At 71.1% G+C, this 24,499-nt stretch carries 20 protein-coding genes and 2 pseudogenes; 5 read left to right on the top strand and 17 right to left on the bottom strand.

Annotated features, from left to right (window positions below; all coding sequences use genetic code 11):
- Positions 1-79 precede the first annotated feature (79 nt).
- Together P1P75_RS23675 and P1P75_RS23670 are read left to right on the top strand one after the other, a co-directional pair.
- Positions 80-1,261, top strand: a pseudogene (locus P1P75_RS23675) (SAV2148 family HEPN domain-containing protein); the annotation flags it as partial.
- A 132-nt stretch (positions 1,262-1,393) separates the two neighbouring features.
- Complete coding sequence (locus P1P75_RS23670) at positions 1,394-2,119, top strand: 3'-5' exonuclease (protein ID WP_319258561.1); 726 nt, start codon at positions 1,394-1,396, stop codon at positions 2,117-2,119.
- 86 nt (positions 2,120-2,205) lie between these two features.
- On the opposite strand, the gene P1P75_RS23665 is transcribed toward P1P75_RS23670, so the two are convergent.
- Positions 2,206-3,060 (bottom strand): aminoglycoside phosphotransferase family protein, encoded by an 855-nt coding sequence (locus P1P75_RS23665; RefSeq protein WP_319258559.1) that lies wholly within the window; start codon positions 3,058-3,060, stop codon positions 2,206-2,208.
- Positions 3,061-3,321: 261 nt separating this feature from the next.
- Here P1P75_RS23665 and mgt point away from each other — a divergent pair.
- Positions 3,322-4,564 (top strand): annotated as a pseudogene (mgt, locus tag P1P75_RS23660) (macrolide-inactivating glycosyltransferase).
- A gap of 249 nt (positions 4,565-4,813) precedes the next feature.
- Here the strand turns inward: mgt and P1P75_RS23655 are convergent.
- Entirely contained in the window at positions 4,814-7,069 is a 2,256-nt protein-coding gene (locus tag P1P75_RS23655; protein ID WP_319258557.1) for an MMPL family transporter, read from the bottom strand.
- A gap of 466 nt (positions 7,070-7,535) precedes the next feature.
- Here P1P75_RS23655 and P1P75_RS23650 point away from each other — a divergent pair, with 466 nt between their 5' ends.
- Positions 7,536-8,222 (top strand): DsbA family protein, encoded by a 687-nt coding sequence (locus P1P75_RS23650; RefSeq protein ID WP_319258555.1) that lies wholly within the window; start codon positions 7,536-7,538, stop codon positions 8,220-8,222.
- Between the two features lie 77 nt (positions 8,223-8,299).
- Here the strand turns inward: P1P75_RS23650 and P1P75_RS23645 are convergent, their stop codons facing one another.
- The 15 genes from P1P75_RS23645 to P1P75_RS23575 form a co-directional block, all read right to left on the bottom strand.
- Positions 8,300-9,040 carry a sirohydrochlorin chelatase gene (locus P1P75_RS23645; RefSeq protein WP_319258553.1) on the bottom strand — a complete coding sequence of 247 codons (741 nt, stop codon included), beginning with the start codon at positions 9,038-9,040 and terminating at the stop codon, positions 8,300-8,302.
- A gap of 5 nt (positions 9,041-9,045) precedes the next feature.
- Positions 9,046-9,954, bottom strand: coding sequence for an ABC transporter permease (locus P1P75_RS23640; RefSeq protein ID WP_319258551.1), 909 nt, complete (start codon positions 9,952-9,954; stop codon positions 9,046-9,048).
- On the bottom strand, positions 9,941-10,729 hold the full coding sequence (locus tag P1P75_RS23635; RefSeq protein WP_319258549.1) for an ABC transporter ATP-binding protein: 789 nt from the start codon (positions 10,727-10,729) through the stop codon (positions 9,941-9,943). Before P1P75_RS23635 ends, P1P75_RS23640 begins: the two co-directional genes overlap by 14 nt.
- Positions 10,730-10,765: 36 nt before the next feature.
- Positions 10,766-11,878: an aliphatic sulfonate ABC transporter substrate-binding protein gene (locus tag P1P75_RS23630; RefSeq protein ID WP_319258547.1), complete on the bottom strand. Its 1,113-nt coding sequence runs from the start codon at positions 11,876-11,878 to the stop codon at positions 10,766-10,768.
- A 222-nt stretch (positions 11,879-12,100) separates the two neighbouring features.
- On the bottom strand, positions 12,101-13,435 hold the full coding sequence (locus P1P75_RS23625; RefSeq protein ID WP_319258545.1) for a GTP-binding protein: 1,335 nt from the start codon (positions 13,433-13,435) through the stop codon (positions 12,101-12,103).
- A 2-nt stretch (positions 13,436-13,437) separates the two neighbouring features.
- Positions 13,438-14,373, bottom strand: coding sequence for a sulfate adenylyltransferase subunit CysD (cysD, locus tag P1P75_RS23620; protein ID WP_319258543.1), 936 nt, complete (start codon positions 14,371-14,373; stop codon positions 13,438-13,440).
- Positions 14,370-14,906 (bottom strand): adenylyl-sulfate kinase, encoded by a 537-nt coding sequence (gene cysC, locus P1P75_RS23615; protein ID WP_319258565.1) that lies wholly within the window; start codon positions 14,904-14,906, stop codon positions 14,370-14,372. The genes cysD and cysC overlap by 4 nt, the downstream gene beginning before the upstream one ends.
- A gap of 37 nt (positions 14,907-14,943) precedes the next feature.
- Positions 14,944-15,654 carry a phosphoadenylyl-sulfate reductase gene (locus P1P75_RS23610; protein WP_319258541.1) on the bottom strand — a complete coding sequence of 237 codons (711 nt, stop codon included), beginning with the start codon at positions 15,652-15,654 and terminating at the stop codon, positions 14,944-14,946.
- Positions 15,651-15,839, bottom strand: coding sequence for a hypothetical protein (locus P1P75_RS23605; RefSeq protein ID WP_319182079.1), 189 nt, complete (start codon positions 15,837-15,839; stop codon positions 15,651-15,653). Before P1P75_RS23605 ends, P1P75_RS23610 begins: the two co-directional genes overlap by 4 nt.
- The gene (locus tag P1P75_RS23600; RefSeq protein ID WP_319258539.1) at positions 15,836-17,533 is read right to left on the bottom strand and encodes a nitrite/sulfite reductase; all 1,698 of its coding nucleotides are present in this window, start codon (positions 17,531-17,533) and stop codon (positions 15,836-15,838) included. Before P1P75_RS23600 ends, P1P75_RS23605 begins: the two co-directional genes overlap by 4 nt.
- 178 nt (positions 17,534-17,711) lie before the next feature.
- Positions 17,712-17,795 carry a putative leader peptide gene (locus tag P1P75_RS23595; RefSeq protein WP_319258563.1) on the bottom strand — a complete coding sequence of 28 codons (84 nt, stop codon included), beginning with the start codon at positions 17,793-17,795 and terminating at the stop codon, positions 17,712-17,714.
- A 127-nt stretch (positions 17,796-17,922) separates the two neighbouring features.
- Positions 17,923-18,495 carry a GNAT family N-acetyltransferase gene (locus P1P75_RS23590; protein WP_319258537.1) on the bottom strand — a complete coding sequence of 191 codons (573 nt, stop codon included), beginning with the start codon at positions 18,493-18,495 and terminating at the stop codon, positions 17,923-17,925.
- Between the two features lie 17 nt (positions 18,496-18,512).
- Positions 18,513-19,805: a hypothetical protein gene (locus P1P75_RS23585; protein ID WP_319258535.1), complete on the bottom strand. Its 1,293-nt coding sequence runs from the start codon at positions 19,803-19,805 to the stop codon at positions 18,513-18,515.
- A 236-nt stretch (positions 19,806-20,041) separates the two neighbouring features.
- Positions 20,042-21,343, bottom strand: a complete 1,302-nt coding sequence (locus P1P75_RS23580; RefSeq protein ID WP_319258534.1) for a GAF domain-containing protein — start codon at positions 21,341-21,343, stop codon at positions 20,042-20,044.
- 288 nt (positions 21,344-21,631) lie between these two features.
- Complete coding sequence (locus P1P75_RS23575; protein WP_319258532.1) at positions 21,632-23,266, bottom strand: acyl-CoA dehydrogenase family protein; 1,635 nt, start codon at positions 23,264-23,266, stop codon at positions 21,632-21,634.
- A 290-nt stretch (positions 23,267-23,556) separates the two neighbouring features.
- On the opposite strand from P1P75_RS23575, the gene P1P75_RS23570 reads away from it, so the two are divergent.
- The coding region (locus P1P75_RS23570; protein WP_319258530.1) for a YihY/virulence factor BrkB family protein at positions 23,557-24,499 on the top strand (943 nt) is incomplete at its 3' end.

Here is a 24,499-nt window from a genome sequence, read left to right as displayed (position 1 = left end):
TTTTTTTTTTTTTAGCAAAAAACGGCATAACGGTTTTCTGCCTGTCTCGGGGGCTTGGAGATGTGTATAAGGGACAGGCTCCACAGACGTCCCGCCCGGCACGGTGTCCCTGGCCCGGCCGATGGAGGGCGCCATCGGGCCGGAGCTGGACTGGGACACCGAGGCCTGGCGAGAGGTACGCACCCGCGCCCAGCGGGCCGGCCGGGCCTACATCTGGCTGAACCTCGTCGAACAGCGGCTGCGCGCCGTGGTGTCCGCCGTGCTGCGGCCCATCTACGAACCCGTCCACGGCGACGAGTGGGTGGTCGCCGCGGCCGGCCCCGCGGGCCAGGAGTGGGTGCAGCGCGCCGTCGCCGTACGCGAAGTCAGCCGCCGCAAGGGCTACTTGCTCGACCCGGCCGACGACAACGTGATCTCCTTCCTCACCCTGCCGCAGCTGCGCGAGCTGATGGTGCAGCACTGGCCGTGCTTCGAGCCGTACCTGGACGACCGCCGGGACGTCGAACTCGCCCTGGACGAGCTGGAGGTGACCCGCAATGTCGTCTCCCGCAACCGGGCGCTGTCCGAGGCCGTCCTGAACCAGGCCGAGCGTGCCTCGGCACGCCTGCTGGAGATGCTCGGCACCGGAGGCGACGTGCCCTCCGCACGCAGGCTGCCCGTCGACGCCGTCGAGGACCTCGTCGGCGACCGGTACGCGGACGTCGTCGCAGTCCACACCGACCGGGTGCGGCTGCTGCGCCAGTTCCCCGCCGAGGACATCTTCGACGGGGCCCGCCGCCTCGACGCGATCGGCATCGGCCTCAACCTCCTCGTCCAGAACTTCTCCGGCCGCCGCCTGGTCCGCCTCGCCGAGGCGGGCGCCCGGGTACGGCTGCTGTTCCTCAACCCGGCCTCCAGCGCCGTGAAGCGCCGCGAGCGCGAACTCGGCATGAAGCGGGGTGAGCTGAGCCGCGCGGTGGAGATGAACATCCTGCACATGCGCCGGGTCCGCTCCCGGCTGCGCGACCCCGGCGCCTTCCAGATCCAGGTCTACGACGAGACGCCCCGCTTCACCGCCTACCTGGTCGACGGCGACGGCACCGACGGCATCGCGGTCGTGCAGTCCTATCTGCGGCGCATGCGAGGGATGGAGGCACCGGTGCTGGTGCTGCGCAACGGCAACCGGGTGGTCAAGTCGGGCGATGTCGGCGAAGGCGGACTTTTCGCCGCCTACCGCGAGGAGTTCGAGCTGGCCTGGGCGGACTCGCGGCCGGTGTCCTGACCGTTCGCGGGTGATGTGCGGCAGTTGTCCGGAACCGTCCCGCGGGAAGCGGAACGCGCTCCTCTGATTGTCAGTGGCGCATGCGAAGGTGGAGACCACTGGGGGAAAGCACCACCAAGAAGGGGGGCCGGTATGGCCTGGCATCGTGAGCTGCTCATCGGCTTCGACCTGGAGACCACCGGGACGGACCCGCGCGAGGCGCGCATCGTCACGGGCGCCGTGATCGAGGTCAGGGACGGGCAGGTGCTCGGCAGCCGGGAGTGGCTGGCCGACCCGGGCGTGGAGATCCCGGCGGACGCGGTGGCGGTCCACGGCATCAGCAATGAACGGGCGGCCTCCGAGGGCCGCCCCGCCGACGAGGTCGCGGACGCCATCGCCGGCGTCCTCACCGGCTACTGGCGCACCGGCGTCCCGGTCGTCGCCTACAACGCGGCCTTCGACCTCACCCTGCTCTCCGCCGAACTGCGCAGACACGGCCTGCTCTCCCTGCGCGACCGGCTGGGCGGCCTCGACCCGGCTCCGGTCGTCGACCCGTACACCATCGACCGCTGGGCCGACCGCTACCGCCGCGGCAAGCGCAACCTCGAAGCGGTCTGTGCCGAGTACGGCGTCCGCCTGGACGCGGCGCACGACGCCTCCGCCGACGCGCTGGCCGCAGCCCGCCTGGCGCGCGCGATAGCCGAGCGCCACCCCAAGGTCGCCACCCTCGGCCCGGCGGAACTGCACCGCAGCCAGATCGAGTGGTACGCGGCCTGGGCGGCGGACTTCCAGGACTTCCTGCGCCGCAAGGGCGACGCGGACGCGGTCGTCGACGGCGTCTGGCCGGTGCGTGAACCGGCGGACAGCCGCACCGTCTGACCGGCGGAACCGTATGGCCGGCTGAACCGGCTGACCGACGCCCGCGGCCCGGCGGCGGGCGGGCCGCAACGGATCCTGAGCGCGGCTCAGAACGGGTACCAGCGCACCGATTCGTCCCCGTCGCGCAGCGACGCCACCCGACGGCCGAACTCCGCCAGCGCCTTGGGATCGGCCGGCGCGTGCTGGGCCACCCAGGCGCAGCTCGCCGTCTCCCGCGCGCCCCGCAGCACCGCGCAGCCCTCCCACTCCCGCACGTCCCAGCCGTAGGCGTCGGTGAAGGAGTCGTAGGCCTCGGCGGGCAGGCCGTAGCGGTCGCGGGACAGCGCGAGCACGACCAGGTCGTGCTCGCGCAGGTCGGCGGAGAAGGTCTCCAGGTCGACCAGGACCGGCCCGTCCGGGCCGATGTGCACATTGCGGGGGAGCGCGTCGCCGTGGATCGGGCCGGGCCGCAACCGTGGGATGAGCGCGGCCGCGGCCGACGCGAAGCCGTCGCGCCGCTCGCGCAGATAGGCCGCGTCCGCCGGGTCGATCGCGTCGCCCGCCAGCCGCAGCCAGCGCTCCACCCCGGCCAGCAGGTCCCGCGGCGGCAGCGGGAAGGAAGGGGCGGGCAGCGCGTGCACGAGGCGCAGGAGTCCGGCCAGATCCCGTGGCTCGGCGGGCCGTACCGCGTCGGGCAGCCGGTGCCACACCGTCACCGGATGACCCTCCACCAGCAGGGGTTTCGCCTCGGCCGCCCGCACTGCGGGAACCCCCGCACCGGCCAGCCACTCCGCGACATCCAGCTCGCGACGGGCCCGCTCCAGCAGTTCGGCGTCCCGGCCCACCTTCACCACCAGGTCACCGGCGGCGAACACCGCGTTCTCGCCCAGGGCGAGCAGCCGCGCCTCCCCGGCCGGCAGCCCCGCCGTGGCCAGTACGTCCCTCGCGCGCGCCTCGTCCATCGTCCGCCTCCCAGCCGTGACGGTCTGCTCCCGCCGGGACGGCCTCGGGATCCGGCCGTCCGTCGCCCAGTCTCGCATTCGCACAGGTCGCACGAGGTGCGCGGCCCCTGACGGGGGTCCCTGACGGCGTACCGCGGCCGCACGACCGGTCACCGGCACGCCATCGCCGCCCGTTCGGCACCGAACTCGCCGCCCCCTGCGCCCGGCGCCCGGACCCCCGCGCGGTCCGTGCTCGGACGCCCGTCGGTGGGAAGGAAACCGATATTCGCATTGCACGAGACGTATCGTCTCGCCTATGGTCGATCACATGACCTCACCCGCGCACATCGCCATGTTCTCCATCGCCGCTCACGGCCATGTGAACCCCAGCCTCGAGGTGATCCGCGAACTCGTCGCCCGCGGGCACCGGATCACCTACGCCATCCCGCCCGCCCTCGCCGACAAGGCCGCCGCCACCGGCGCCGAGGTGAAGCCCTGGAACTCCACCCTGCCCCCGCCCGACGCCGACCCGTCGGCCTGGGGCGCCACCCTCCTCGACAACGTCGAGCCCTTCCTCGACGACGCCGTGCAGGCGCTGCCCCAGCTCATCGAGGCCTACGCCGGCGACGAGCCCGACCTCGTCCTGCACGACATCGCCTCCTACCCGGCCCGCGTCCTCGCCCACCGCTGGGGCGTGCCCGCGATCTCCCTCTCACCCGCCCTCGTCGCCTGGGAGGGGTACGAGCAGGAGGTGGCCGAACCGATGTGGGCCGAGCCGAAGAAGACCGCCCGCGGCCAGGCCTACTACGCCCGCTTCCAGGCCTGGCTGGAGGAGAACGGCATCACCCTGCACCCGGACGACTTCGGCGGACGGCCCGCCCGCTCCCTGGTGCTCATCCCGAAGGCGCTCCAGCCGAACGCCGACCGGGTCGACGAGAGCGTGTACACGTTCGTCGGCGCCTGCCAGGGCGACCGCACCGCGGAGGGCGACTGGAAGAGGCCGGCCGGCGCCGAGAAGGTCGTCCTGGTCTCCCTGGGCTCCGCCTTCACCAAGCAGCCCGACTTCTACCGTGCCTGCGTCCAGGCCTTCGCCGGCCTGCCCGGCTGGCACCTCGTGCTCCAGATCGGCAAGCACGTCGACCCCGCCGAGCTGGGCGACGTACCCGCGAACGTCGAAATGCGCTCCTGGGTGCCGCAGTTGGCGGTGCTGCGGCAGGCCGACCTGTTCGTCACCCACGCCGGCGCCGGCGGCAGTCAGGAGGGGATGGCCACGGCGACGCCGATGATCGCCGTACCGCAGGCCGTGGACCAGTTCGGCAACGCGGACGTGCTCCAGGCACTCGGGGTCGCCCGTCACGTTCCCGCCGAGGAGGCCACCCCCGACACGCTGCGGGCCGCCGCCCTCGCCCTCGTCGACGACCCCGGGGTCGCCCGGCGGCTCAAGGAGATCCAGGCGGACATGTCGGCGGAGGGCGGTACCCGCCGGGCGGCCGACCTGATCGAGGCCCAACTGCGGTCCCGGTAGCCGTCTGCGGTGGGCAGCCATGTGCGGCATGCGCCGTCCTGTCCCGGCTCCCTCCGGCTTCCGGCTCCCTCCGGCTTCCGGCTCCCGGCTTCCGGTTTCCGGTTTCCGGCAGACATGAGTGAGGGCCCGTTGACTCCCCGGTGGTCAACGGGCCCTCGGCCTGGGGAAATGCGGGGATGGGACGAGTCAGCGATGCAGGGACTCAGGGCTGCGGAGCTGTGCGGTCCGGGGCCGCCCGCCCTCGGCGGGTCAGACCCGTACCGGCTCGCCCTCGTCGTCGCGCGCCGTCGGCTCGAACGCCTCGGACGACTCGTCGTGCGTCAGGTCGGGCAGCCGGTGCAGCCACTTCGGCAGGTACCAGTTGCGCTCGCCGAGCAGCGCCATCACCGCCGGGAGCAGCACGCCCCGGATGACCGTCGCGTCGATCAGGACCGCGGCGGCCAGGCCGACGCCCATCTGCTTCATGGACTGCATGGACAGCGTGCCGAAGATCGCGAACACGGCGACCATGATGACGGCGGCGCTGGTCACGACCCCGGCCGTGGTGACGACACCGTGCGTGATGGCATCCCTCGTGGTCAGGCCGCGCAGCCGCGCCTCGCGGATCCGGGAGACCACGAACACGTGGTAGTCCATCGACAGGCCGAACAGGATCACGAAGAGGAACAGCGGCAGCCAGGTGACGATGGCGCCGACACCCTCCGCGCCCACCAGGGACGCGCCCCAGCCGTGCTGGAAGACCGCCACGAGGATGCCGTAGGCGGCGCCCACGGACAGCAGGTTGAGCACGATCGAGGTGATCGCGATCGTCAGCGAGCGGAACGACAGCAGCATCAGCGCGAAGGCGAACACCACCACGAAGGCGAAGACCGGGACGACGGCTCCGGCCAACTGGTCGTTGAAGTCCTTCGAACCGGCGACCTGCCCGGTGATCGGCGCCTGAACGCCGTCCACCCGGCCGAGCGTCGCGGGCCGTACGTCGTCGCGCAGCTTGTCCAGGCTCGCGCCCGCCTTGTCCAGATCGGAACCGCCGACCAGCGGTACGTACACGAAGGCGATGTTCTGCGCGTCGTGCAGCTTGATCTCGACGGGTCCGCGAGAGGCACCCGAACTGATCGCCCGCTCACGGAAGTCGGCGAGCGCGGACTTCACCTCGGGTGCGTTGATGTCCTTGGCGTGGACGACCACCTCGGCCGGGTCGGAGCCGCCGGGGAAGGCCTCGTTGACGCGGTTGTAGGTCTGCACGATCGGCAGCGAGTCGCCGAACTCCTGGTCCAGGGTGAGGTTCTGGGTCTTCATGCCGAGCGCGGGCGCCGCGATGGCCAGCAGCGCGCCGGCCGCGACGAGCACGGAGACCAGGGGCCTGGCGAGGACGCCCTTCAGGACGGCCGACCAGAACCGGCTCTCGCCACCGCCGCTGCCGCTCTTGCGGGCACGCCGGCGCAGGAAGGGAATACGGCCCTTCTCGACCCGCTCGCCCAGCAGCGACAGGAGCGCGGGCAGCACCGTCACGGAGCCGACCATCGCCACGGCCACCACCATCAGGGAAGCCAGGCCCATCGCCTCGAACTCGGCGAGCCCGGTGAACAGCATGCCCGCCATCGCCACGCACACGGTGACACCGGAGACGATGATCGCGCGGCCGCTCGTCGCGGCGGCGATCCGCAGCGCGGTCTGCCCGTCCCGGCCGGCCTCGCGCTCCTCGCGCTCACGGCGCAGGTAGAACAGGCAGTAGTCGACACCGACGGCCAGACCGACCAGCAGCATCACGGAGCTGGCGGTGTCACTCATCGGCATGACATGGCTGACGATGCCCATCAGGCCCGTCGTCGCCATGATCGCGGTGACCGCGAGCAGCACCGGAAGCAGGGCGGCGACCAGGGCGCCGAACGCGATGAGCAGAATGCCGAGGGCCACCGGCACCGCGGAGTACTCGGCCTTCTTGAAGTCGTCGCCGAACGCGTCGTCGAACGTCTTCATCATGCTGGCGCCGCCGATCTCCTCGATCCGCAGCGCCTGGTGCTCCTTCTGCACCCCCTCGACGGCCTTCAGGACCGGCTCGATCCGCTCGCCCGCGGTGTCGGACTCGCCGCGGACGTCGAACTGCACCAGCGCGCTGTGACCGTCCTTGGAGATCGTCTGCGTGTCGTAGGGCGAGGTGACCTCGGTGACCTTGCCGGTGCCCTCGACGGCCGCGACGACCGCCTCGACGGCCTTGCGGAACTCGGCGTCCGTGGCCTTCAGCTTCCCGTCCCTGGCCTGGACGAGGACCGTCTCACTGGCGGGCTCCTCGATCCCGGCATCCTCAATGATCTTGGCTGCGGTGTGCGTCTCGCCCTTGAGCTGGTCGCTGTCCTTGACCTCGACCTGGCCGGCCGCCGACCCCAGCCCCACGGCCAGGACGACGAACAGCACCCAGATACCTACGGCCGTCCAGCGATGCCGGGCACTCCAGCCGCCGGCCCGCGCGGCGATGCCCCGCACCCGTGAATCTCCGTTCCCCATGACGGGCATTCCCCTCGAGATGCGGTGGCGGCCCCCTGCCGCCACCTCTCCCTTCGAAGGTATGGGCCGCATAAAGCCATCTCGTCGTGCTGTTCGACGAGGTCCGGGACGGCGGAGTCCTCCCCTCGGACCCCGCCGTCTCCGCACTGGGGAGGACAGTGGTCCCCTACACCTATCGGCGGGCCTCGGGGATGATGATCAGGGTCGCGGCCCGCAGTCCGGTCCGCCGGACCGATCCCCGTACGCGGTGGCCGCCACGGCGGCCTCCACCGTCAGTACGACGGCTTCGCCCAGTACGACAGCTTCGCCGACCCGGCGCCGGTCCCGGGCGACGCACCCACCTCGGGACGGGCCCCGGCGGCGATCGGATCGGACCCGCGGCAGGACGCGGACGCCCAGGTGGACCACTGGAGGAACTCCCTATTGGGCCGTACCTGAGATCCAATCCCGGACTACCGTCGCCGGTATGACCCACACCTGCGCCCGCACTTCCGGCCAGACCTGCGCCCGTACCTCCGGCCGGACTCCCGCCCGCACCTCCGCCCCCGGCCGACTTCCCGTCGACTTCTGGTTCGACCCCGCCTGCCCGTTCGCCTGGATCACCTCCCGCTGGCTGCTGGAGGTCGAACGGCACCGTCCGGTCGACCTCCGGTTCCGGGTCATGAGCCTGTACCTGCACAACGAGGGCAACGAACTGCCCGACTGGTACCGCGCGTTGGTCGACAGGTCGATCGGCCCGGTCCGGGTCGCCGTAGCGGCGGCCCGGCAGCACGGCGACACCGTCCTGCGGGACTTCTACACGGCCTGCGGCACCCGTATCCACGTGCACAAGGCCGAGGACTTCGACGTCGTGATCGCCGACGCCCTCGCCGAACTCGGCCTTCCCGCGGACCTCTCCGGCGCCGCGCACGACCCGTCGTACGACGACGGCGTCCGCCGCAGTCACGCGGCGGGGGCCGAGCCGGACTCCGGCGGGTACGTCGGCACCCCGACGATCCACGTGGAAGGGACGGTGTGGTTCGGCCCCGTGCTGCGCGCCGTCCCGCGCGGGGAGCGAGCGGGCGAACTCTTCGACGCCTTCCGCGTGCTGGCGACCGACCCCGACTTCTTCGAACTGAAGCGGACACGGGTGGGCGCACTGTCCGTCGTATGAGCCGCGGGCGGCGGTGCGGGGGCCGGTCGTCTCACCCGGGGGCGGGGTCGACCGCGGGTACCGTCGGGGCAGTCCCCTCAGGCCCCGACCGCCGCCAGCATCGGCGTGCGCGCCGCGTCGTACCGTTCCAGCAGTACTCGGGCCACCTCGGGGGACGGGCCCAGCACCTCCGCCAGGACGTCCGCCCCCGCCGCGCCCCGGGCGATGCGGTCGGGGAGGAAGCCGGGCGCCAGGACGTACGGGGCCACCGCCACCGTCGAGCAGCCCAGCTCGCGCAGTTCGCGCACCGCGTCCTCGGTACGCGGAAGGGAGGCGGAGGCGAACGCGGGTCGCACGGCGCACCAACCGGTGTGCCACCACTCCCGCGCGATGTCTGCGATCACCGCGATCGCCTCCGGGTCCGTGGACCCCGCCGAGGCCAGCACGACCCCGGTCGAGGACTTGTCGGCGGGCGTCAACCCCGCCTCGTACAGCCGCCGTTCGAGGGCGGAAAGCAGCAGGGGGGACGGACCGAGCACCTCCGCCTGGCGGATCCGCAGCCGGCGCGGCGCATCCCGCAGGACCGCCGGGATGTCCGCCTTGGCGTGGAACGCGCGTGTCAGCAGCAGCGGGAGGGCCACCACCTCGCGTACGCCCTCCGCCGCCAGCGACTCCAGCACCCCCTGGACGGAGGGGATGTTGAAATCGAGGAAACCGGTCTCTACACGCAGTCCGGGCCGCATCGACCGCACCCGCCGCACGAGGGCGTGGACGGCCCCGGCGTGCCGCGGATCGCGGCTGCCGTGGGCGATGACGAGGAGAACCGGCTGATGGCGCACGAGGGTCAGCCCTTCACCAGCAGTCCGCGCCCGCGCAGCACCCGCCGCTCCAGCGGGCTGAAGATCAGCAGGTCGATGGCGATGCCGACGAACAGGATCAGGACGATCGCCTCGAACACCATCGCCATGGAGCTGGCGTTGCGGCCGTTCTCCAGCAGCGCGCCCAGCCCGACGCCGAGGTCGGGGGAGGAGGCGATGATCTCCGCCGCCATCAGCGACCGCCAGGAGAAGGCCCAGCCCTGCTTCAGACCGCCCAGGTATCCGGGCAGCGAGGCCGGGAGCACGATGTGCCAGGCGCCCTTCAGACCCGTCGCGCCCATCGTGCGGCCCGCCCGCAGGAACAGCGGCGGCACCTGGTCGATGCCTGACACCAGGCCGTTGGCGATGGAGGGGACCGCGCCGAGGAGGATCACCGCGTACATCATCGAGTTGTTCAGGCCAAGCCAGATCACCGCCGGCGGCACCCACGCCACCGAGGGCAGTGACTGCAGACCGGACAGGATCGGGCCGATCGCCGCGCGCACGAACTTCACCCGGGCCACCAGCAGGCCCAGCGGGGTGCCGATGGCGAGCGCCAGGAGGAATCCCAGCAGACCGCGCGAGACGCTGGTCCAGATGTACTCGAGGAGCCTGCCCTCCAGCCACGCGTCCTTGAACTCGTTGCCCACGTCGGAGGGCGACGGCAGCTTCGCCGGATCGTCGACGATCTTGAAGGTGATCAGCGCCTGCCAGATCACCAGGACCACCGCTATCGCGACGATCGGCGGCAGGATCTTGTTGACGAAGGTCTGGCGGAAGGACGTACCGGCCGCCGTCGTGGTCTCCAGGGCGTCGAGGCCCGCCTCCACCCCCGCGATGCCGCTGTCGCGGACCGGGGGCTTCGCCGTCGGGTCGGTGGTCTCAGTGCTGGCCATGACGGCGGATCTCCCCACGCAGGACTTCGGTGATCTCCAGGGACAGTTCCGCGACGGGAGCGTCCTCGATGCGGCGCGGCTGCGGAATGCCGACCGTCCACTCGCGGGCGATCCGGCCCGGCCGGGAGGACAGCAGGACGACGCGCTGCGCGAGCCGCACCGCCTCGCGCACGTTGTGCGTGACGAACAGCACCGACAGGCCCGTCTCCGCCCAGATCCGGGTGAGTTCGTCGTGCAGCACGTCCCGGGTGATCGCGTCGAGCGCCGCGAACGGCTCGTCCATCAGCAGCAGCCGGGCGTCCTGCGCCAGCGCGCGGGCCAGCGCCACCCGCTGGCGCATACCGCCGGAAAGCTCGTGCACACGCTTTCCGTACGATCCCTTCAGCCGGACGAGCTCGAGCAGTTCCTCGGCCCGGCCGCGCCGGTCGTTCTTGGGAACTCCCCCGAGTTTCAGGGCGAGTTCGATGTTCTTGCCCGCGGTCAGCCACGGGAACAGAGCGTGCTCCTGGAACATCAGAGCCGGCCGCCCGTCGGTGCCGATGTGACCGGCGGTCGGGGCGTCGAGCCCCGCCACCAGGTTCAGCAGCGTCGACTTGCCGCAGCCCGAGGCCCCCAGGAGGGTGACGAACTCGCCCGGCGCGACATCGAGGGTGATGTCGTCGAGGACGAGCTGCTGCCCGGCGGGCCCGGCGAACGACTTCGAGACGTGGTCGATACGCGCGGCGTACTCCACCGACTCGGTGCCGTCGGCGGCCTTGGCGAGGGTGGTTGCCATGGTCGTCACCTCCTGGGAACTCTCGTGGTCGCGGGGTTACTTGACGCCGAGACCGGCGTCGTCGAAGGTCGGCTCACCCGCGGCCCGAAGAACCTTGTTCAGGGGCGCGAGGTCGTAGATGCCGTCCAGCAACGGGTCCTCCAGCAGACCGGCCTTGACCGCGTGCTCGGCCTCGCTGTTGAGCGTGGCCGCGAGCGGGTCGTCGGTGAACTGGATGGACTTCCACGCCGGGTCCAGGATCTCCGCCGGCAGGTCCTTGCCGGAGTCCGCCTTCAGCTGCGCGTTCGCCGCCGCCTTGGCCTCGTCCGGGTTGGCGTTGATGTACTTGTTGATGTCGACCGACGCCTTCAGTACCGCCTCGACGGCCTTCGGGTGCTCCGTGAGGAACTTCTGCGACACGATGATGTTCGTGATCACGAACTTCTTGCCGGGCCACAGGTCGGACTCGTCGAGCAGCACCTCGGCGCCCTCGGCCACCAGCTTCGACGCGGTCGGCTCCGGCACCCAGGCGCCGTCGATGGAACCGGACTTGTAGGCGTCCGGGGTGACCTTGTTGTCGGTGCGGATGACCGACACGTCGCCCTTGCCGCTCTCCGCGTCGACCTTCCAGCCCTGCTCGGAGATCCAGTTCAGCAGCGCCACGTCCTGCGTGTTGCCGAGCTGGGGCGTGGCGATCCGCTTGCCCTTGACGTCCTTCAGCGACTTGATCTTGGCCGGGTTCACCACCAGCTTCACGCCGCCGGACGCCGAACCGCCCACGATGCGCAGGTTCTTGCCGTCCGACTTGGTGTAGCCGTTGATGGCCGGCGAGGGGCCGATCCAGCCGATGTCGATCGAGCCGGAGTTGAGCGCCTCGATCTCGGACGGGCCGGCGTTGAAGACCTGGTACGAGGCCTTGGTGGCGCCCAGAGCCTTCTGGAAGTACCCCTTGTTCACACCGACGAGGGCGGTCCCGTGGGTCAGGTTGCCGAAGTAGCCGATCTTGACGGAGTCGAGACCGTCGATCTTCTCCGCGCCGGCGGCGACCTTCTGGGCGGCCGGTTCGTCCTTGGCCTCTGAGCCGTAACCGCAGGCGGCGAGCGTGAGAAGGGGAAGTGCGGCGACAGCGGCGAGTCCGCGGCGAAGAAGCGTTGAGCGAGTGGCAGGCACGGGAGGTGTTCCTCTCGTTGGCCCGGCGGTCACGGTCTCTCAGGTCGTGGCCGGGAGATCGGCAGGTTTTCGTCTACAGCGGTGGGGGGTGCGGGCGCGCAGGCAGTGCGCGTACGTCAGCGCACACATCGCGCCACCCCGCCCTGTCCGCTGCCGAGGGCGCCGCTGCCGACGCGGCCGCCCTCCTTCGCGAACATGGAGTAGTAGTCGGTGGAGGTCATGTCAGAAGTCCCACCCGTCGTCGTCGGACAGGTCCTTGACCGGTTCCGGCGAGGCGAACGACTCGCCGACCATGCCCGCGGTGAGCGTGGTGCCGTCGCTCGGGTCGATCAGGATGAACGAGCCCGTGCGGCGCGAGTCGGCGTAGGAGTCCACCGGCAGCGGCTCCGCGGCGCGGATCTTGACCCGGCCGATGTCGTTGGCGACGAGCTGTCCCGGATGCGGGTGCAGGGACAGGTCGTTGAGGGTGAGCCGGGACGGGATGTCCTTGACGATCGCCTTGACGGTGCGGGTGCCGTGCCGCAGCAGCACCCGGTGGCCGACCGTCAGGGGCGCGTCGGCGACATGGCAGACGGTCGCCTCGACGTCCTGCGTGGTCGGCGGGGCGTCCTTGCTGGGCACGATCAGGTCGCCGCGCGAGACGTCGATGTCGTCCTCCAGCAGGACGGTCACCGACTGCGTCGTCCAGGCCACGTCGACCGGCGTGCCGAGCAGATCGATGCCCGCGATCTTCGTGGAGCGGCCGGACGGCAGCACCGTGACCTGCTCGCCCACCCGGAAGGTGCCGGCGGCGATCTGACCGGCGTAACCGCGGTAGTCGGGGTGCTCGGCGGTCTGCGGCCGGATCACGTACTGCACGGGCAGTCGCGCGTGGCAGTGCGCCAGGTCGTGACTGACGGGAACCGTTTCCAGGTGTTCCAGGAAGGTCGGCCCGCCGTACCAGTCCATGTTCGCCGACGGATCCACCACGTTGTCCCCGGCGAGCGCCGAGATCGGGATCGCGGTGACCTCGGGAACGCCCAGCTCGCTCGCGTAGGCCGTGAACTCCTCGGCAATCGCCGCGAAGACGGTTTCCTCGTACTTCACGAGGTCCATCTTGTTGACGGCCAGCACGACGTGCGGGACCCGCAGCAGAGCCGCGATCGCCGCGTGCCGCCGGGTCTGCTCCACCACACCGTTACGGGCGTCGACCAGGATCACCGTCAGCTCGGCCGTGGAGGCACCCGTCACCATGTTGCGGGTGTACTGCACATGGCCGGGCGTGTCGGCGAGGATGAACCGGCGCCGGGGCGTGGCGAAGTAGCGGTACGCGACGTCGATCGTGATGCCCTGCTCGCGTTCGGCGCGCAGGCCGTCGGTGAGCAGCGCGAGGTCGGGGCCCTCCTGGCCGCGGCCGGCCGAGGCACGCTCCACGGCCTCCAGCTGGTCCGTCAGGATCGACTTGGAGTCGTGCAGCAGCCGTCCGACGAGCGTGGACTTGCCGTCGTCGACGGAGCCGGCGGTGGCGAACCGCAGCAGGGTGGTGGCCGAGAGTTCCTCGGTCGTGATGGTGCTCATGCTTAGAAGTACCCCTCGCGCTTGCGGTCTTCCATCGCGGCCTCGGACATCTTGTCGTCGGCTCGGGTGGCCCCGCGCTCGGTGAGCCGGGAGGCGGCGATCTCGGCGATGACCTGCTCCAGCGTCAGTGCGTCGGAGTCGACGGCACCGGTGCAGGACATGTCCCCGACGGTGCGGTAGCGCACGAGCCGCTTCTGGACGGTCTCGCTCTCCTTGGCGCCGCCCCACTCACCGGGCGTCAGCCACATCCCGGCCCGCTGGAACACCTCCCGCTCGTGCGCGAAGTAGATCCCGGGCAGCTCGATGCCCTCACGGGCGATGTACTGCCAGACGTCCAGCTCGGTCCAGTTGGACAGCGGGAACACGCGGACGTGCTCACCGGGGGCGTGCCGGCCGTTGTACAGGTTCCACAGCTCGGGGCGCTGGCGGCGCGGGTCCCACTGGGAGAACTCGTCGCGCAGGGAGAACACGCGCTCCTTGGCGCGGGCCTTCTCCTCGTCGCGCCGGCCGCCGCCGAACACCGCGTCGAAGCGCTCCGACTGGATCTTCTCCGTGAGCGGCAGCGTCTGGAGCGGGTTGCGGGTCCCGTCCGGACGCTCCTTCAGCAGACCCCGGTCGATGTAGTCCTGCACGGAGGCGACGTGCAGCCGCAGCCCGTGGCTGGCCACCGTACGGTCGCGGTACTCCAGGACCTCGGGGAAGTTGTGCCCCGTGTCCACGTGCAGCAGCGAGAACGGCACCGACGCCGGCGCGAACGCCTTCAGCGCCAGATGCAGCATGACGATGGAGTCCTTGCCGCCGGAGAACAGGATCACCGGGTTCTCGAACTCGCCCGCCACCTCGCGGAAGATGTGCACCGCCTCCGACTCCAGGGAGTCCAGGTGGCTGAGGGCGTACGGGGAGTCCGTGCCCTCCTCGGTCCGTGCGACGGTCGTCACACCAGTCCCCTCTCGCTGAGCAGGGCGTACACCGACGCCGCGGACTCCTTGACGGTCTGGTTCTGGGACTCGATCCGCAGATCGGGCCGCTCGGGGATCTCGTAGGGGTCGTCGACCCCGGTGAGCCCGGTCAGCTCGCCCGCGGCCTGCTTGGCGTACAGGCCCTTCACGTCCCGCTCGCTGCACACGTCGACCGGGGTCGCCACATGTACCTCCAGGTACGCCGTCGCCCCTTCCTCGTGGCGCTTGCGCACCCCGTCGCGGCTGTCGGCATACGGCGCGATCACCGGCACAAGCGTTTTCACGCCGTTACGGGAGAGGAGTTCGGCGAGGAAACCGATGCGCTGCACGTTGGTGTGCCGGTCCTCACGGCTGAAGCCGAGGCCCGCGGAGATGAACTCGCGGATCTCGTCGCCGTCGAGAACCTCGACGAGGTGGCCCTCCTCGCGCAGCCGGGCGGCCAGCTCGTACGCGATGGTGGTCTTGCCGGCGCTCGGCAGACCCGTGAGCCAGACGGTGGCTCCGGTCGTCACGTGGTTCTCCAAATCGGTAGGAAGCGCGGTCATGGGGTCAGCCGTGCAGTCCGCACTCGGTCTTCGCGCGGCCCGCCCAGCGGCCGGCGCGCGCGTCCTCGCCCTCCAGGACCCGGCGGGTGCAGGGGGCGCAGCCGACGGAGGCGTAGCCGTCCGTCAGCAGGGGGTTGGTCAGTACGCCGTGCTCGGCGACGTAGGCGTCCACGTCGTCCTGGGTCCAGCGGGCGATCGGGGAGACCTTGACCTTCTGCCGCTTCTCGTCCCAGCCGACGACCGGGGTGTTCGCCCGGGTCGGGGACTCGTCGCGGCGAAGCCCCGTCGCCCAGGCGCGGTAGGCCTTCAGGCCCTCTTCCAGGGGCTGCACCTTGCGGAGCTTGCAGCACAGGTCGGGGTCGCGGTCGTGCAGCTCGGGGCCGTACTCGGCGTCCTGCTCGGCGACCGTGCGCCGCGGGGTGAGGGTGATGACGTTGACGTCCATCACGGCCTCGACCGCGTCCCGGGTGCCGATGGTCTCGGGGAAGTGGTAACCGGTGTCGAGAAAGACCACGTCCACGCCCTTGAGCACGCGGGAGGCCAGATGCGCCACCACCGCGTCCTCCATGGACGAGGTCACGCAGAACCGCTTGCCGAAGGTGTCCACGGCCCACTGGAGGATCTCCAGCGCGGAGGCGTCCTCCAGGTCGCGGCCCGCCTGCTCGGCGAGCGCCTTCAACTCTTCGGTGGTGCGGGTTTCCTGAGCCGTCGTCATATCGGGTCCCCTCCGTTGTCGGCTCGCTGAACTCCCCGGGCGAGCAGCCCGAGGAACTTCAGCTGGAATGCGCGATTGCACGCCGCGCATTCCCAGGCGCCGTGAACGCCCTCGATGGCTTCACTCGGACGAAGATCCTCGTCGCCGCAGTAGGGGCAGTAGAAGGGTGCGGCCCGCTCGCTCACGACAAGGCCTCCTCGTCGGCACGCGCGGCCCAGGCGGCGAACCGCTCGCCGTCCTCGCGCTCCGCCTCGAACCGCTTGAGCACCCGCTCGATGTAGTCCGGCAGTTCGTCCGAGGTGACCTTCAGGCCACGGACCTTGCGGCCGAAGCCGGCTTGGAGACCGAGCGCTCCGCCCAGGTGCACCTGGAAGCCCTCGACCTGCCGGCCCTGCTCGTCGAGGACCAGCTGGCCCTTGAGACCGATGTCCGCCACCTGGATACGGGCGCAGGCGTTCGGGCAGCCGTTGATGTTGATGGTGATCGGCTCGTCGAACTCCGGGATGCGGCGCTCGAGTTCGTCGATCAGGGCGGAGCCGCGCTGCTTGGTCTCGACGATGGCGAGCTTGCAGTACTCGATGCCGGTGCAGGCCATCGTGCCGCGCCGGAACGGGGAGGGCTTGGCGGTCAGGTCCAGGGCCCCGAGGGCCTCGACCAGCGACTCGACCTGCGCCTCCTCGACATCGAGGACGATCATCTTCTGCTCGACGGTGGTCCGGACCCGGCCCGAGCCGTGCGCCTCAGCCAGCTCCGCGATCTTCGTCAGGGTGGTGCCGTCCACGCGGCCGACGCGCGGTGCGAAACCGACGTAGTAACGGCCGTCGTTCTGGCGGTGCACGCCGACGTGGTCGCGCCAGCGCTCGACGGGCTGGGCGGGGGCGGGACCGTCGACGAGCTTGCGCCGGAGGTACTCGTCCTCCAGCACCTGGCGGAACTTCTCCGGGCCCCAGTCGGCGACCAGGAACTTCAGCCGGGCGCGGGTGCGCAGTCGCCGGTAACCGTAGTCACGGAAGATCGAGATGACGCCCTCGTGGACGTCCGCCACCTCGTCCAGCGGGACCCAGGCGCCGAGCCGGACGCCGATCTTCGGGTTGGTGGACAGCCCGCCGCCGACCCACACGTCGAAACCGGGGCCGTGCTCGGGATGGTGCACACCGACGAACGCGACGTCGTTGATCTCGTGCGCCACGTCCAGCAGGGGCGAGCCGGAAACCGCTGTCTTGAACTTTCGGGGCAGGTTCGAGAAGGCCGGGTTGCCGAGGATCCGGCGGTTGATCTCCTCGATGGCCGGGGTGCCGTCGATGATCTCGTCCTGGGCGATCCCGGCGACCGGCGAGCCGAGGACCACGCGGGGCGTGTCACCGCAGGCCTCGGTGGTGGACAGTCCGACCGCCTCCAGGCGGTTCCAGATCTCCGGGACGTCCTCGATGCGGATCCAGTGGTACTGGACGTTCTGCCGGTCGGTGATGTCCGCGGTGCCGCGCGCGAACTCCTGCGAGATCTCACCGATCACCCGCAGCTGCTGCGTGGTGAGCCGGCCGCCGTCGATCCGGACCCGCAGCATGAAGAACTCGTCGTCCAGCTCCTCCGGCTCCAGGATCGCGGTCTTGCCGCCGTCGATCCCGGGCTTGCGCTGGGTGTAGAGACCCCACCAGCGCATCCGGCCACGCAGATCGTTCGGGTCGATCGAGTCGAAGCCGCGCTTGGAGTAGATCGTCTCAATGCGTGTCCGCACATTGAGACCGTCGTCGTCCTTCTTGAACTGCTCGTTGCCGTTGAGCGGGGTGAAGTGCCCCGCGGCCCACTGACCCTCGCCGCGGTGACGGCTCACCTTGCGGCGGGGCGCTGAGGCGGCAGGGTTCTCGGGGGTGGCGGCCATGGTGAATACGTCCTTCGGGACAGCGACGGAAGGGGTCGGCGCGTGGCGCCGTCCATGAGGGGCGGTGGTCGGGTCACTGGCGTGCGGCTCTGACCTGCGCGGCAAGGCGCACGGAGGCATGCGTGCGCGTCGTTGCGCGGGGGGAGGCTGGAGGGGCTGCCGGCGGTGCTTCGGCTCGTCAGCTCGCCGGACAGATGGCGCTGGACATGCGGCCGAGGTCGACGTGCCGCCGACTCACCAAGGCAACTCCAGTTCCGAACATGACGGAAGCGTGTCATGGCGATCTGGACACAGTCCAGCTTCGTCCGTCATGTGGACACCCTTGTCTCGGTTCGTGAGACGATGGTGGTGTCGGTCACATGCGCCGCGCGATCTCTTGTCGACGCAGGTCAGGCGCGGTATGCGCCCGGCCAGGGGCCCGGAGCGGCCACCTCGGCCTCCTCCTCGACCTTGGTGTCGAACAGCCTGAAGCCACGGCGCAGGTAGTTGTCCATCGCGTGCTCGCCGTCCAGGCTGCAGGTGTGCAGCCACACCCGCTTCGTCTGCGCCAGCCCCGGCCGGCGGTCCGCGAGGTCCCAGGCGCGCGCGGCACCGTACGACAGGAGATAGCCGCCGATCCGACGGCCGCGGAAGGCCGGGAGCAGACCGAAGTAAACGATTTCGACGACTCCGTCGTCCTGCGGCTCCAGCTCCACGTACCCCGCGGGAGTCCCCCGGTCGTACGCCACCCAGGTCTCCACACCCGGCCGGGCCAGCTGCTCCTGCCACCGCGCGTACGTCCAGCCCAGCCGGTCGACCCAGTGGACGTCCCCGCCGACGGACGCGTACAGGAAACGGCTGAACTCGGGAGAGGGCACCTCGGAGCGCACGACGCGCACGTCGCCCTCGGGCGCGGCGGCCGGCAGGAGATCGCCCGGCGCGGTCTGCTCCAGGGACCAGGTGGTCACGGGGATGTGGGTCATGCCCGTCAGGGAATCATCTACTTCGCCGATCTGTCGATCGAGGCCAGCGGCAGAGCGAACAGCACGCGGCCCGACTGCGTCCAGACATCACCGGTCTGCGCCCAGTAGGAAAGGGACTCGGTCCGAGGGCTCCAGCAGGCGCGGCTGTCGTCGGCGCCGCAGCGCACGCCCCGGGCGCCGTCCGTATCCTGCCGCCACAGCGTCCCGTGCCCGTCCTCAACACCACCGCCCCGGCTCACGTACCAGCCGCCCTCGTACGACAGCACCCCGCGCACCCCGGTCGCCTCCGTCCGGTACGCCTGCGTCGCGCCGACCCGGCCCGCGGAGTCACCAGAGAGGAACCCGGCCCGGCCGGGGGTGGTGTCGAAGGCGTACCGCCACAGGCGGGCGCCCCGGTCGCCGTCGTCGAGGGTCCACTCCCCGGCGACGAGGGAGTCCGGGGCGGTGCTGCGGTCCAGGGACACGGTGGCGGGGTGCGGGGCTCCGGAGCCGCCGCTCAGCCGGTAGGAGGCCACGGCCGGCAGGACGTACGGCGCGCCGTGCGCCGACCATCCGCCGGGCACCCGGCCGACCGCCTCACCGGTGACCGTGGCCCGGTGGATGCGGTTGACGTCGTACACATACAGCGCGGCCCGGTCCCCGTCGTCGGCGGTGACCAGCAGCTTGTCCTGGTACCAGACCATGCCGGACACCTGGGAGACCAGGCCCCGGTAGTCGCGGCCCCCGTCGACGGGGACCGCGAGCAGGGCCCAGGTGTAGGGGAGGCGGCCGAGGTTGTCGGCGTCCACGAGCGCGATCCGGGCCAGACCCCGGTCGGCGACCGGACCGGAACCGCGCGACCAGCCGGAGACGATCACCCGGTGGGCGCCCCACAGGCCGTCGTCGTCCGCGTCGCCGGAGGTGGTGACCGCGCCCGGCTCCCAGCCCTCGGTGTCGTCGGTGTTCCAGCAGTAGGCGCGGGTGGCCATCGGGGAGACGGGCAGCGCCTCGCGCTCGTCCCGGGTGCAGCCGGCGGCGTCGCGCAGCGAACGGCCGGCGCCGCTCAGCGCCTCGCCGACCCCGACCGACGGACCCATCTCCGCGGCGAGCCGGTCCAGAGAAGCCGGCGGTACCGCTTCCTCCGTCAGCCGCAGCGCGGCCGTGGAAGCGGACGAGGTCAGCGGTTTCAGGGCGCCTGGACCATCGGAGACGGTGGCCTGGGAAGCGCTGATCATGGTGGCGGCCGCGGTGAGCGCGAGGGCGGTTCCCGCCAGGAAACCGCGTACCGCCCTGCCCCGCCTGCGTCGGCGATGTCGGCCACGCTGCTTCATTCGTCCTCCCGAGGCGGGCCAACTGCGCCTGTTGATCCTTGCGTTGACCGAGGAGCAGGTGGGGTGACCCGTAGAGGGATGCTACGGCAGTCGGCCGCCGCAGGGGGCGAAGACCTCGCATATGTACGGAAGATGCTGTGACGTAAGTCGACTTACGGCACGAAAGTCCTGATCGCGGGCGCGGAAACGTTGCCGGTTCCGGTTTCGGCCGCGCGCGGCCGCGCCCCCGCTCCCGGTCACCGGCGCAGGGAACCCGGTACCCGGGCGCCCGTCACCGCGGGCGCCGTCGAGTGGGGGAGGAGGTCCCTCGGGTCCTCCGGGAGGAGCACATCCACCTCCGCCTGCTCGCAGAAACGATACGGACGGTGCTCCAGAAGGCCCCCGAGATACCGCCGGACCCGCGACATCTCGGCCCGTACCGTCACCCTGCGCGCAGGGTCCCCGAACACGTCCTCGGCCAGCCCCGAGGCACTGCGCCCCGCCCGGTGCACCGCCAGCAGGTACAGCAACTCCGCATGCCGCGGACTCAGTTCGTGCGACCACATGCCCGTGCCCCCGGTCACCGTCACCGACCACCGGCGCGGCCGCGTCAGATCCAGCACCACCCGGGTCGCGCCCGGCGCCTCCGGCTCCACCGTCCCGTCGCACGAGCGCACCAGCCAGCCGTCCGCCATCGGCTCCAGCGCGCACAGCCCCAGCCCCGGCAGCCGGTGACGCCCCGCCGAGGGCGGCCTGGGCAGCGCGATCCGGCTCGTGTACGGCATCCCGGTCACCGCCGCCGTCCACCCGTCCCCGTCCACCACCACCGCCCGGCCGCCGATCCTGGCCAGTACCGGAGCCGCCACCGCCCGCAGCCGCTCCAGCGCGCCCAGATGCCGCTCGCGCAGGGTCGCCTCGGCCAGTTTCGCCACCGAGCCGACCCAGGCGAGGGTCGCCGGATGCAACGTGTCCAGCGGGCCGCTGACATCGACCACCCCGAGCAGACGTCCGCTCCGAGGGTCCGTGATCGGGGCCCCGGCGCAGGTCCAAGCGGTCTGCGCGCGCACGAAGTGCTCGGCCGCGAACACCTGCACCGGCCGCCGTACCACCGCCGGGGTGCCCACCCCGTTGGTACCGACCACGTCCTCCCGCCAGTCCGCGCCCAGTTCAAAACCGATTCCGTCGGCTTTGCGCAGCACCGTGGAGCAGCCCTCCCGCCACAGCACCCGGCCGTCCTCGTCTGCGACGACCATGATGTGCCGGGCGACGTCCGCGACCGAGAGCAGGCCCTCGCGCAGTACCGGCAGCACGTCCCGCAGCGGCGACTCCTCCCGGCGCCGCCGGACCTCGTCGGGGCTGAGCAACCTGGCTCGGTAACCGTTTTCCGGATCGACACCGCTGCGCAGCGTCCGCTCCCAGGACTGCTCGATGACCGGCCGGTGCGTGTGCCCCGCCCGTCGGCCGGCGAGCTTGGCCTCACGCACCTCGCTGAGCATCCGGGCAGCCCGCGCGGCGTCGACGGCGGCGAGTTGCGGCACGTTCAACGGCGACTTCGCCACGGGACCTCCCGAGATGAGCGGACGGACGCCAGGACCGGATGTCAAGCGGCTACGCCGGCTGTTTCCGGTCTTGCCAGGGGTCCCATACTGCCGTCCGCCGGTGACGGAGGGGCACACTCCGCCCACCCGGTCCCTCAGGTTGCAACCCCCTGCAACCCTGGCCAACATCCACGAGCTGTCCGAAACTCGTAGTACGCCGTCCCGAGCGGCGTTTCTGGCCTCGCAGGGCCATTGCCGCGGGGGTGGTGCCGTGTCGGCGCGGCACCACCCCCGCTCCTGCCCCCCAGGTCAGACCAGGGGCCGGGCCCGCTCCACGAGCGCCCGCAGATTTAGGGTGTGGGGGAGTGTGCCGAAGGCGCCGCCGCCGTCGCCGCCCAGCCGCGAGGCACAGAACGCGTCGGCCACCTCCGGCGGCGCGAACCGTACGAGCAGCGAGCCCTGCAACACCAGTGCGAACCGCTCCGCGATCCGCCGGGCCCGCGCCTCCGCACCGTCCAGATCGGCCAGTTCCGTCAGCAGGTCCTTGATCGCCGCGTCCAGCCGGTGATCCGCGCCGCGCGCCCGTCCCACCTCCTGGAGAAACGCGTTCAACGCCTGCGGCTCCCTCCGCAACGCCCGCAGCACGTCCAGCGCCTGGACGTTTCCCGCGCCCTCCCAGACCGAGTTCAACGGCGACTCGCGCACCAGCCGGGGCATCCCCGACTCCTCCACGTAGCCGTTGCCGCCCAGACACTCCGCCGCCTCCACCACCACCGGCGTACAGCGCTTGGTCACCCAGTACTTGGCGGCCGGCACCGCGATCCGCAGCAGCGCCCGCTCCTGCTCGCCGCCGTCGTCGCAGGCGGCAGCGAGCCGCAGGCCGAGAACCGTCGCCGCCTCCGACTCCAGCGCGAGATCGGCCAGCACATTGCGCATCAACGGCTTGTCGAGAAGCTTCCCGCCGAACGCCTCCCGGTACGCGCAATGGTGCACCGCCTGCGCGACGGCCGCCCGCATCAGCCCTGCCGACCCCAGCACACAGTCGAGCCGGGTGGCCGCCACCATGTCGATGATGGTGCGCACCCCGCGCCCCTCCTCACCGACCCGGCGCGCCCACGTCCCGTCGAACTCCACCTCGGCGGAGGCGTTCGACCGGTTGCCCAGCTTTTCCTTGAGCCGCTGGAGGAGAAACCGGTTACGCGTACCGTCCTCCAGCACCCGCGGCACCAGGAAACAGGTCAGCCCCTCCGCGGCCTGCGCCAGTACCAGGAAACCGTCCGACATCGGCGCCGAACAGAACCACTTGTGTCCCGTCAGCACATACGTCCCGGCCTCCGCCAACGGCCGCGCGGACGTCGTGTTCGCCCGGACATCGCTTCCGCCCTGTTTCTCCGTCATCCCCGTCCCGAACAGGGCCCCCGCCTTCTGCCCGGCGGGCCGCAACTCCCGTTCGTAGATCGTGGACGTCAGCCTCGGCACCCATTCGGCGGCCAACTCCGGGTCCGTACGCAGCGCCGGCACGGCCGCGTGCGTCATCGACAGCGGACAACCGTTTCCCGCCTCCACCTGCGTCCACACCAGGAACCCCGCCGCCCGCCGCACCTGTCCGCCCGGCCGGGTCCAGGCCGCGGTCAGTCCCGCGCCGACCCCCTTGCCCAGCAACCGGTGCCACGCCGGATGGAAGTCGACCTCGTCGATCCGGTGCCCGTAACGGTCGTGCGTGTGCAGTCTCGGCGGATTCTCGTTCGCCTGCACCGCCCACTCCTGGAGCTGAGCCGACCCGGCGGCCCGGCCCAGCGCCGACAGCTCGCCGCGGGCCTCCTCGAGCAGTTCCGGATCGAGGTGGCGCTCCACCGCGGCCACCAGGGCCTGGTCGGTGCCATAGACGTCGTAGCCGAGGAGAGGCGGGGGCTGATTGGTCACGGTGTGCGTACTGCCTGCCATACCGCGAACGTACCCCCGGGTACGCCGCTCATGGCCGGCGAAGCCCGGGAACGCGCCGTACGGCGCCGCACGCGCGCGCGGCGATGGCCGAGGTGCGTGGCGTGTGTGGTGCGTGACGTGGTGTGTGGTCCGTGGTGCGGGACGCACGGCGTGGTACCGGCTCTGTGGCACCGGCTCCGTGGCACCGGTTGCACGGTCTGCGCCCGGTGCGCACCCGCAGGTGGCGGGCACGCGGTGACGGCCCAGCACCGGAGGTGAGTGCAGCCCCGTACGGCGGATACCTTTAGGGCGTGCAGCCAGCAAGTCAGTCACCCGAGCAACCCGAGGCACCCACCGGGCGTCTTCATCGGGCGCGTGCCCTCTACCGGAACGTCTCCAAGCGCAGGACCGCCTGGCTGCTGGTCAAGGACACCGTCAACTCCTGCATCGAGTACCGCATCCTCGGCCTCGCCGCCGAGGCCGCCTTCTTCACGCTGCTGTCCGTGCCGCCGCTGCTGCTCAGCCTCATCGGTCTGCTCGGTTACGTCGACGACTGGACCGGCACCGACACGATCAGCAGCCTGGAGTCCAACCTCCTCGACGCCTCCCGCACGGTTCTGTCGGAAAAGGGTGTCGCACAGATCGCCCAGCCGATCCTCGACGACGTGATGAAGGGCGGCCGCCCGGATGTCATCTCCATAGGCTTCCTGTTCGCCCTCTGGTCAGGTTCACGCGCGGTAAACGTCTTCATCGACACGATCACCGTCATGTACGGCCTCGACGGCGTGCGCGGAATCGTCAAGACCCGGCTGGTCGCCTTCATGCTGTTCGTCGCCGCGCTGTTGCTCGGCGCGGTCGCGCTGCCACTGATGGTCGCCGGGCCCGACGCCGTCGTACGGATCGTGCCGTGGTCGGCGACCGTCGTGCAGGTCCTGTACTGGCCCGTCGTGATCATCCTGTCGATCGCCTTCCTGACGACGCTCTACCACGTGTCGGTGCCCGTGCGCTCCCCCTGGATCGAGGACGTCCCCGGCGCGCTGGTCGCCCTCGCCATGTGGGTGCTCGGCAGCTTCCTGCTGCGCATCTACCTGGAGAACACCGTCGAGGGCGCCACCATCTACGGCTCCCTCGCCGCCGCCGTCGCCGTCCTGCTGTGGATCGGCGTGTCCGCCTTCGCCGTCCTCGTCGGCGCTGCCATGAACGCCGCCATCGACCGTGTCTGGCCGGCCGCCGCGACGGCCGCCGCCCGCGCCG

The organism is Streptomyces sp. ID05-39B (assembly GCF_033794725.1).
Classification (GTDB): domain Bacteria; phylum Actinomycetota; class Actinomycetes; order Streptomycetales; family Streptomycetaceae; genus Streptomyces; species Streptomyces bobili.
Note: the sequence above shows the minus strand (reverse complement) of the source record. Positions and strands in the feature narration are given on the sequence as shown.

Bases quoted from the DNA above. Each gene is read 5' to 3' on its own strand.
- P1P75_RS23575 (WP_319258532.1), bottom strand. From the start codon at position 23,266: ATGGCAGGCAGTACGCACACCGTGACCAATCAGCCCCCGCCTCTCCTC.
- P1P75_RS23665 (WP_319258559.1), bottom strand. From the start codon at position 3,060: ATGGACGAGGCGCGCGCGAGGGACGTACTGGCCACGGCGGGGCTGCCG.
- P1P75_RS23655 (WP_319258557.1), bottom strand. From the start codon at position 7,069: ATGGGGAACGGAGATTCACGGGTGCGGGGCATCGCCGCGCGGGCCGGC.
- P1P75_RS23635 (WP_319258549.1), bottom strand. From the start codon at position 10,729: ATGGCAACCACCCTCGCCAAGGCCGCCGACGGCACCGAGTCGGTGGAG.
- P1P75_RS23590 (WP_319258537.1), bottom strand. From the start codon at position 18,495: ATGACCCACATCCCCGTGACCACCTGGTCCCTGGAGCAGACCGCGCCG.
- P1P75_RS23625 (WP_319258545.1), bottom strand. From the start codon at position 13,435: ATGAGCACCATCACGACCGAGGAACTCTCGGCCACCACCCTGCTGCGG.
- P1P75_RS23600 (WP_319258539.1), bottom strand. From the start codon at position 17,533: ATGGCCGCCACCCCCGAGAACCCTGCCGCCTCAGCGCCCCGCCGCAAG.
- P1P75_RS23595 (WP_319258563.1), bottom strand. From the start codon at position 17,795: ATGTTCGGAACTGGAGTTGCCTTGGTGAGTCGGCGGCACGTCGACCTC.
- P1P75_RS23670 (WP_319258561.1), top strand. From the start codon at position 1,394: ATGGCCTGGCATCGTGAGCTGCTCATCGGCTTCGACCTGGAGACCACC.
- P1P75_RS23610 (WP_319258541.1), bottom strand. From the start codon at position 15,654: ATGACGACGGCTCAGGAAACCCGCACCACCGAAGAGTTGAAGGCGCTC.
- P1P75_RS23650 (WP_319258555.1), top strand. From the start codon at position 7,536: ATGACCCACACCTGCGCCCGCACTTCCGGCCAGACCTGCGCCCGTACC.
- P1P75_RS23640 (WP_319258551.1), bottom strand. From the start codon at position 9,954: ATGGCCAGCACTGAGACCACCGACCCGACGGCGAAGCCCCCGGTCCGC.
- P1P75_RS23585 (WP_319258535.1), bottom strand. From the start codon at position 19,805: ATGAAGCAGCGTGGCCGACATCGCCGACGCAGGCGGGGCAGGGCGGTA.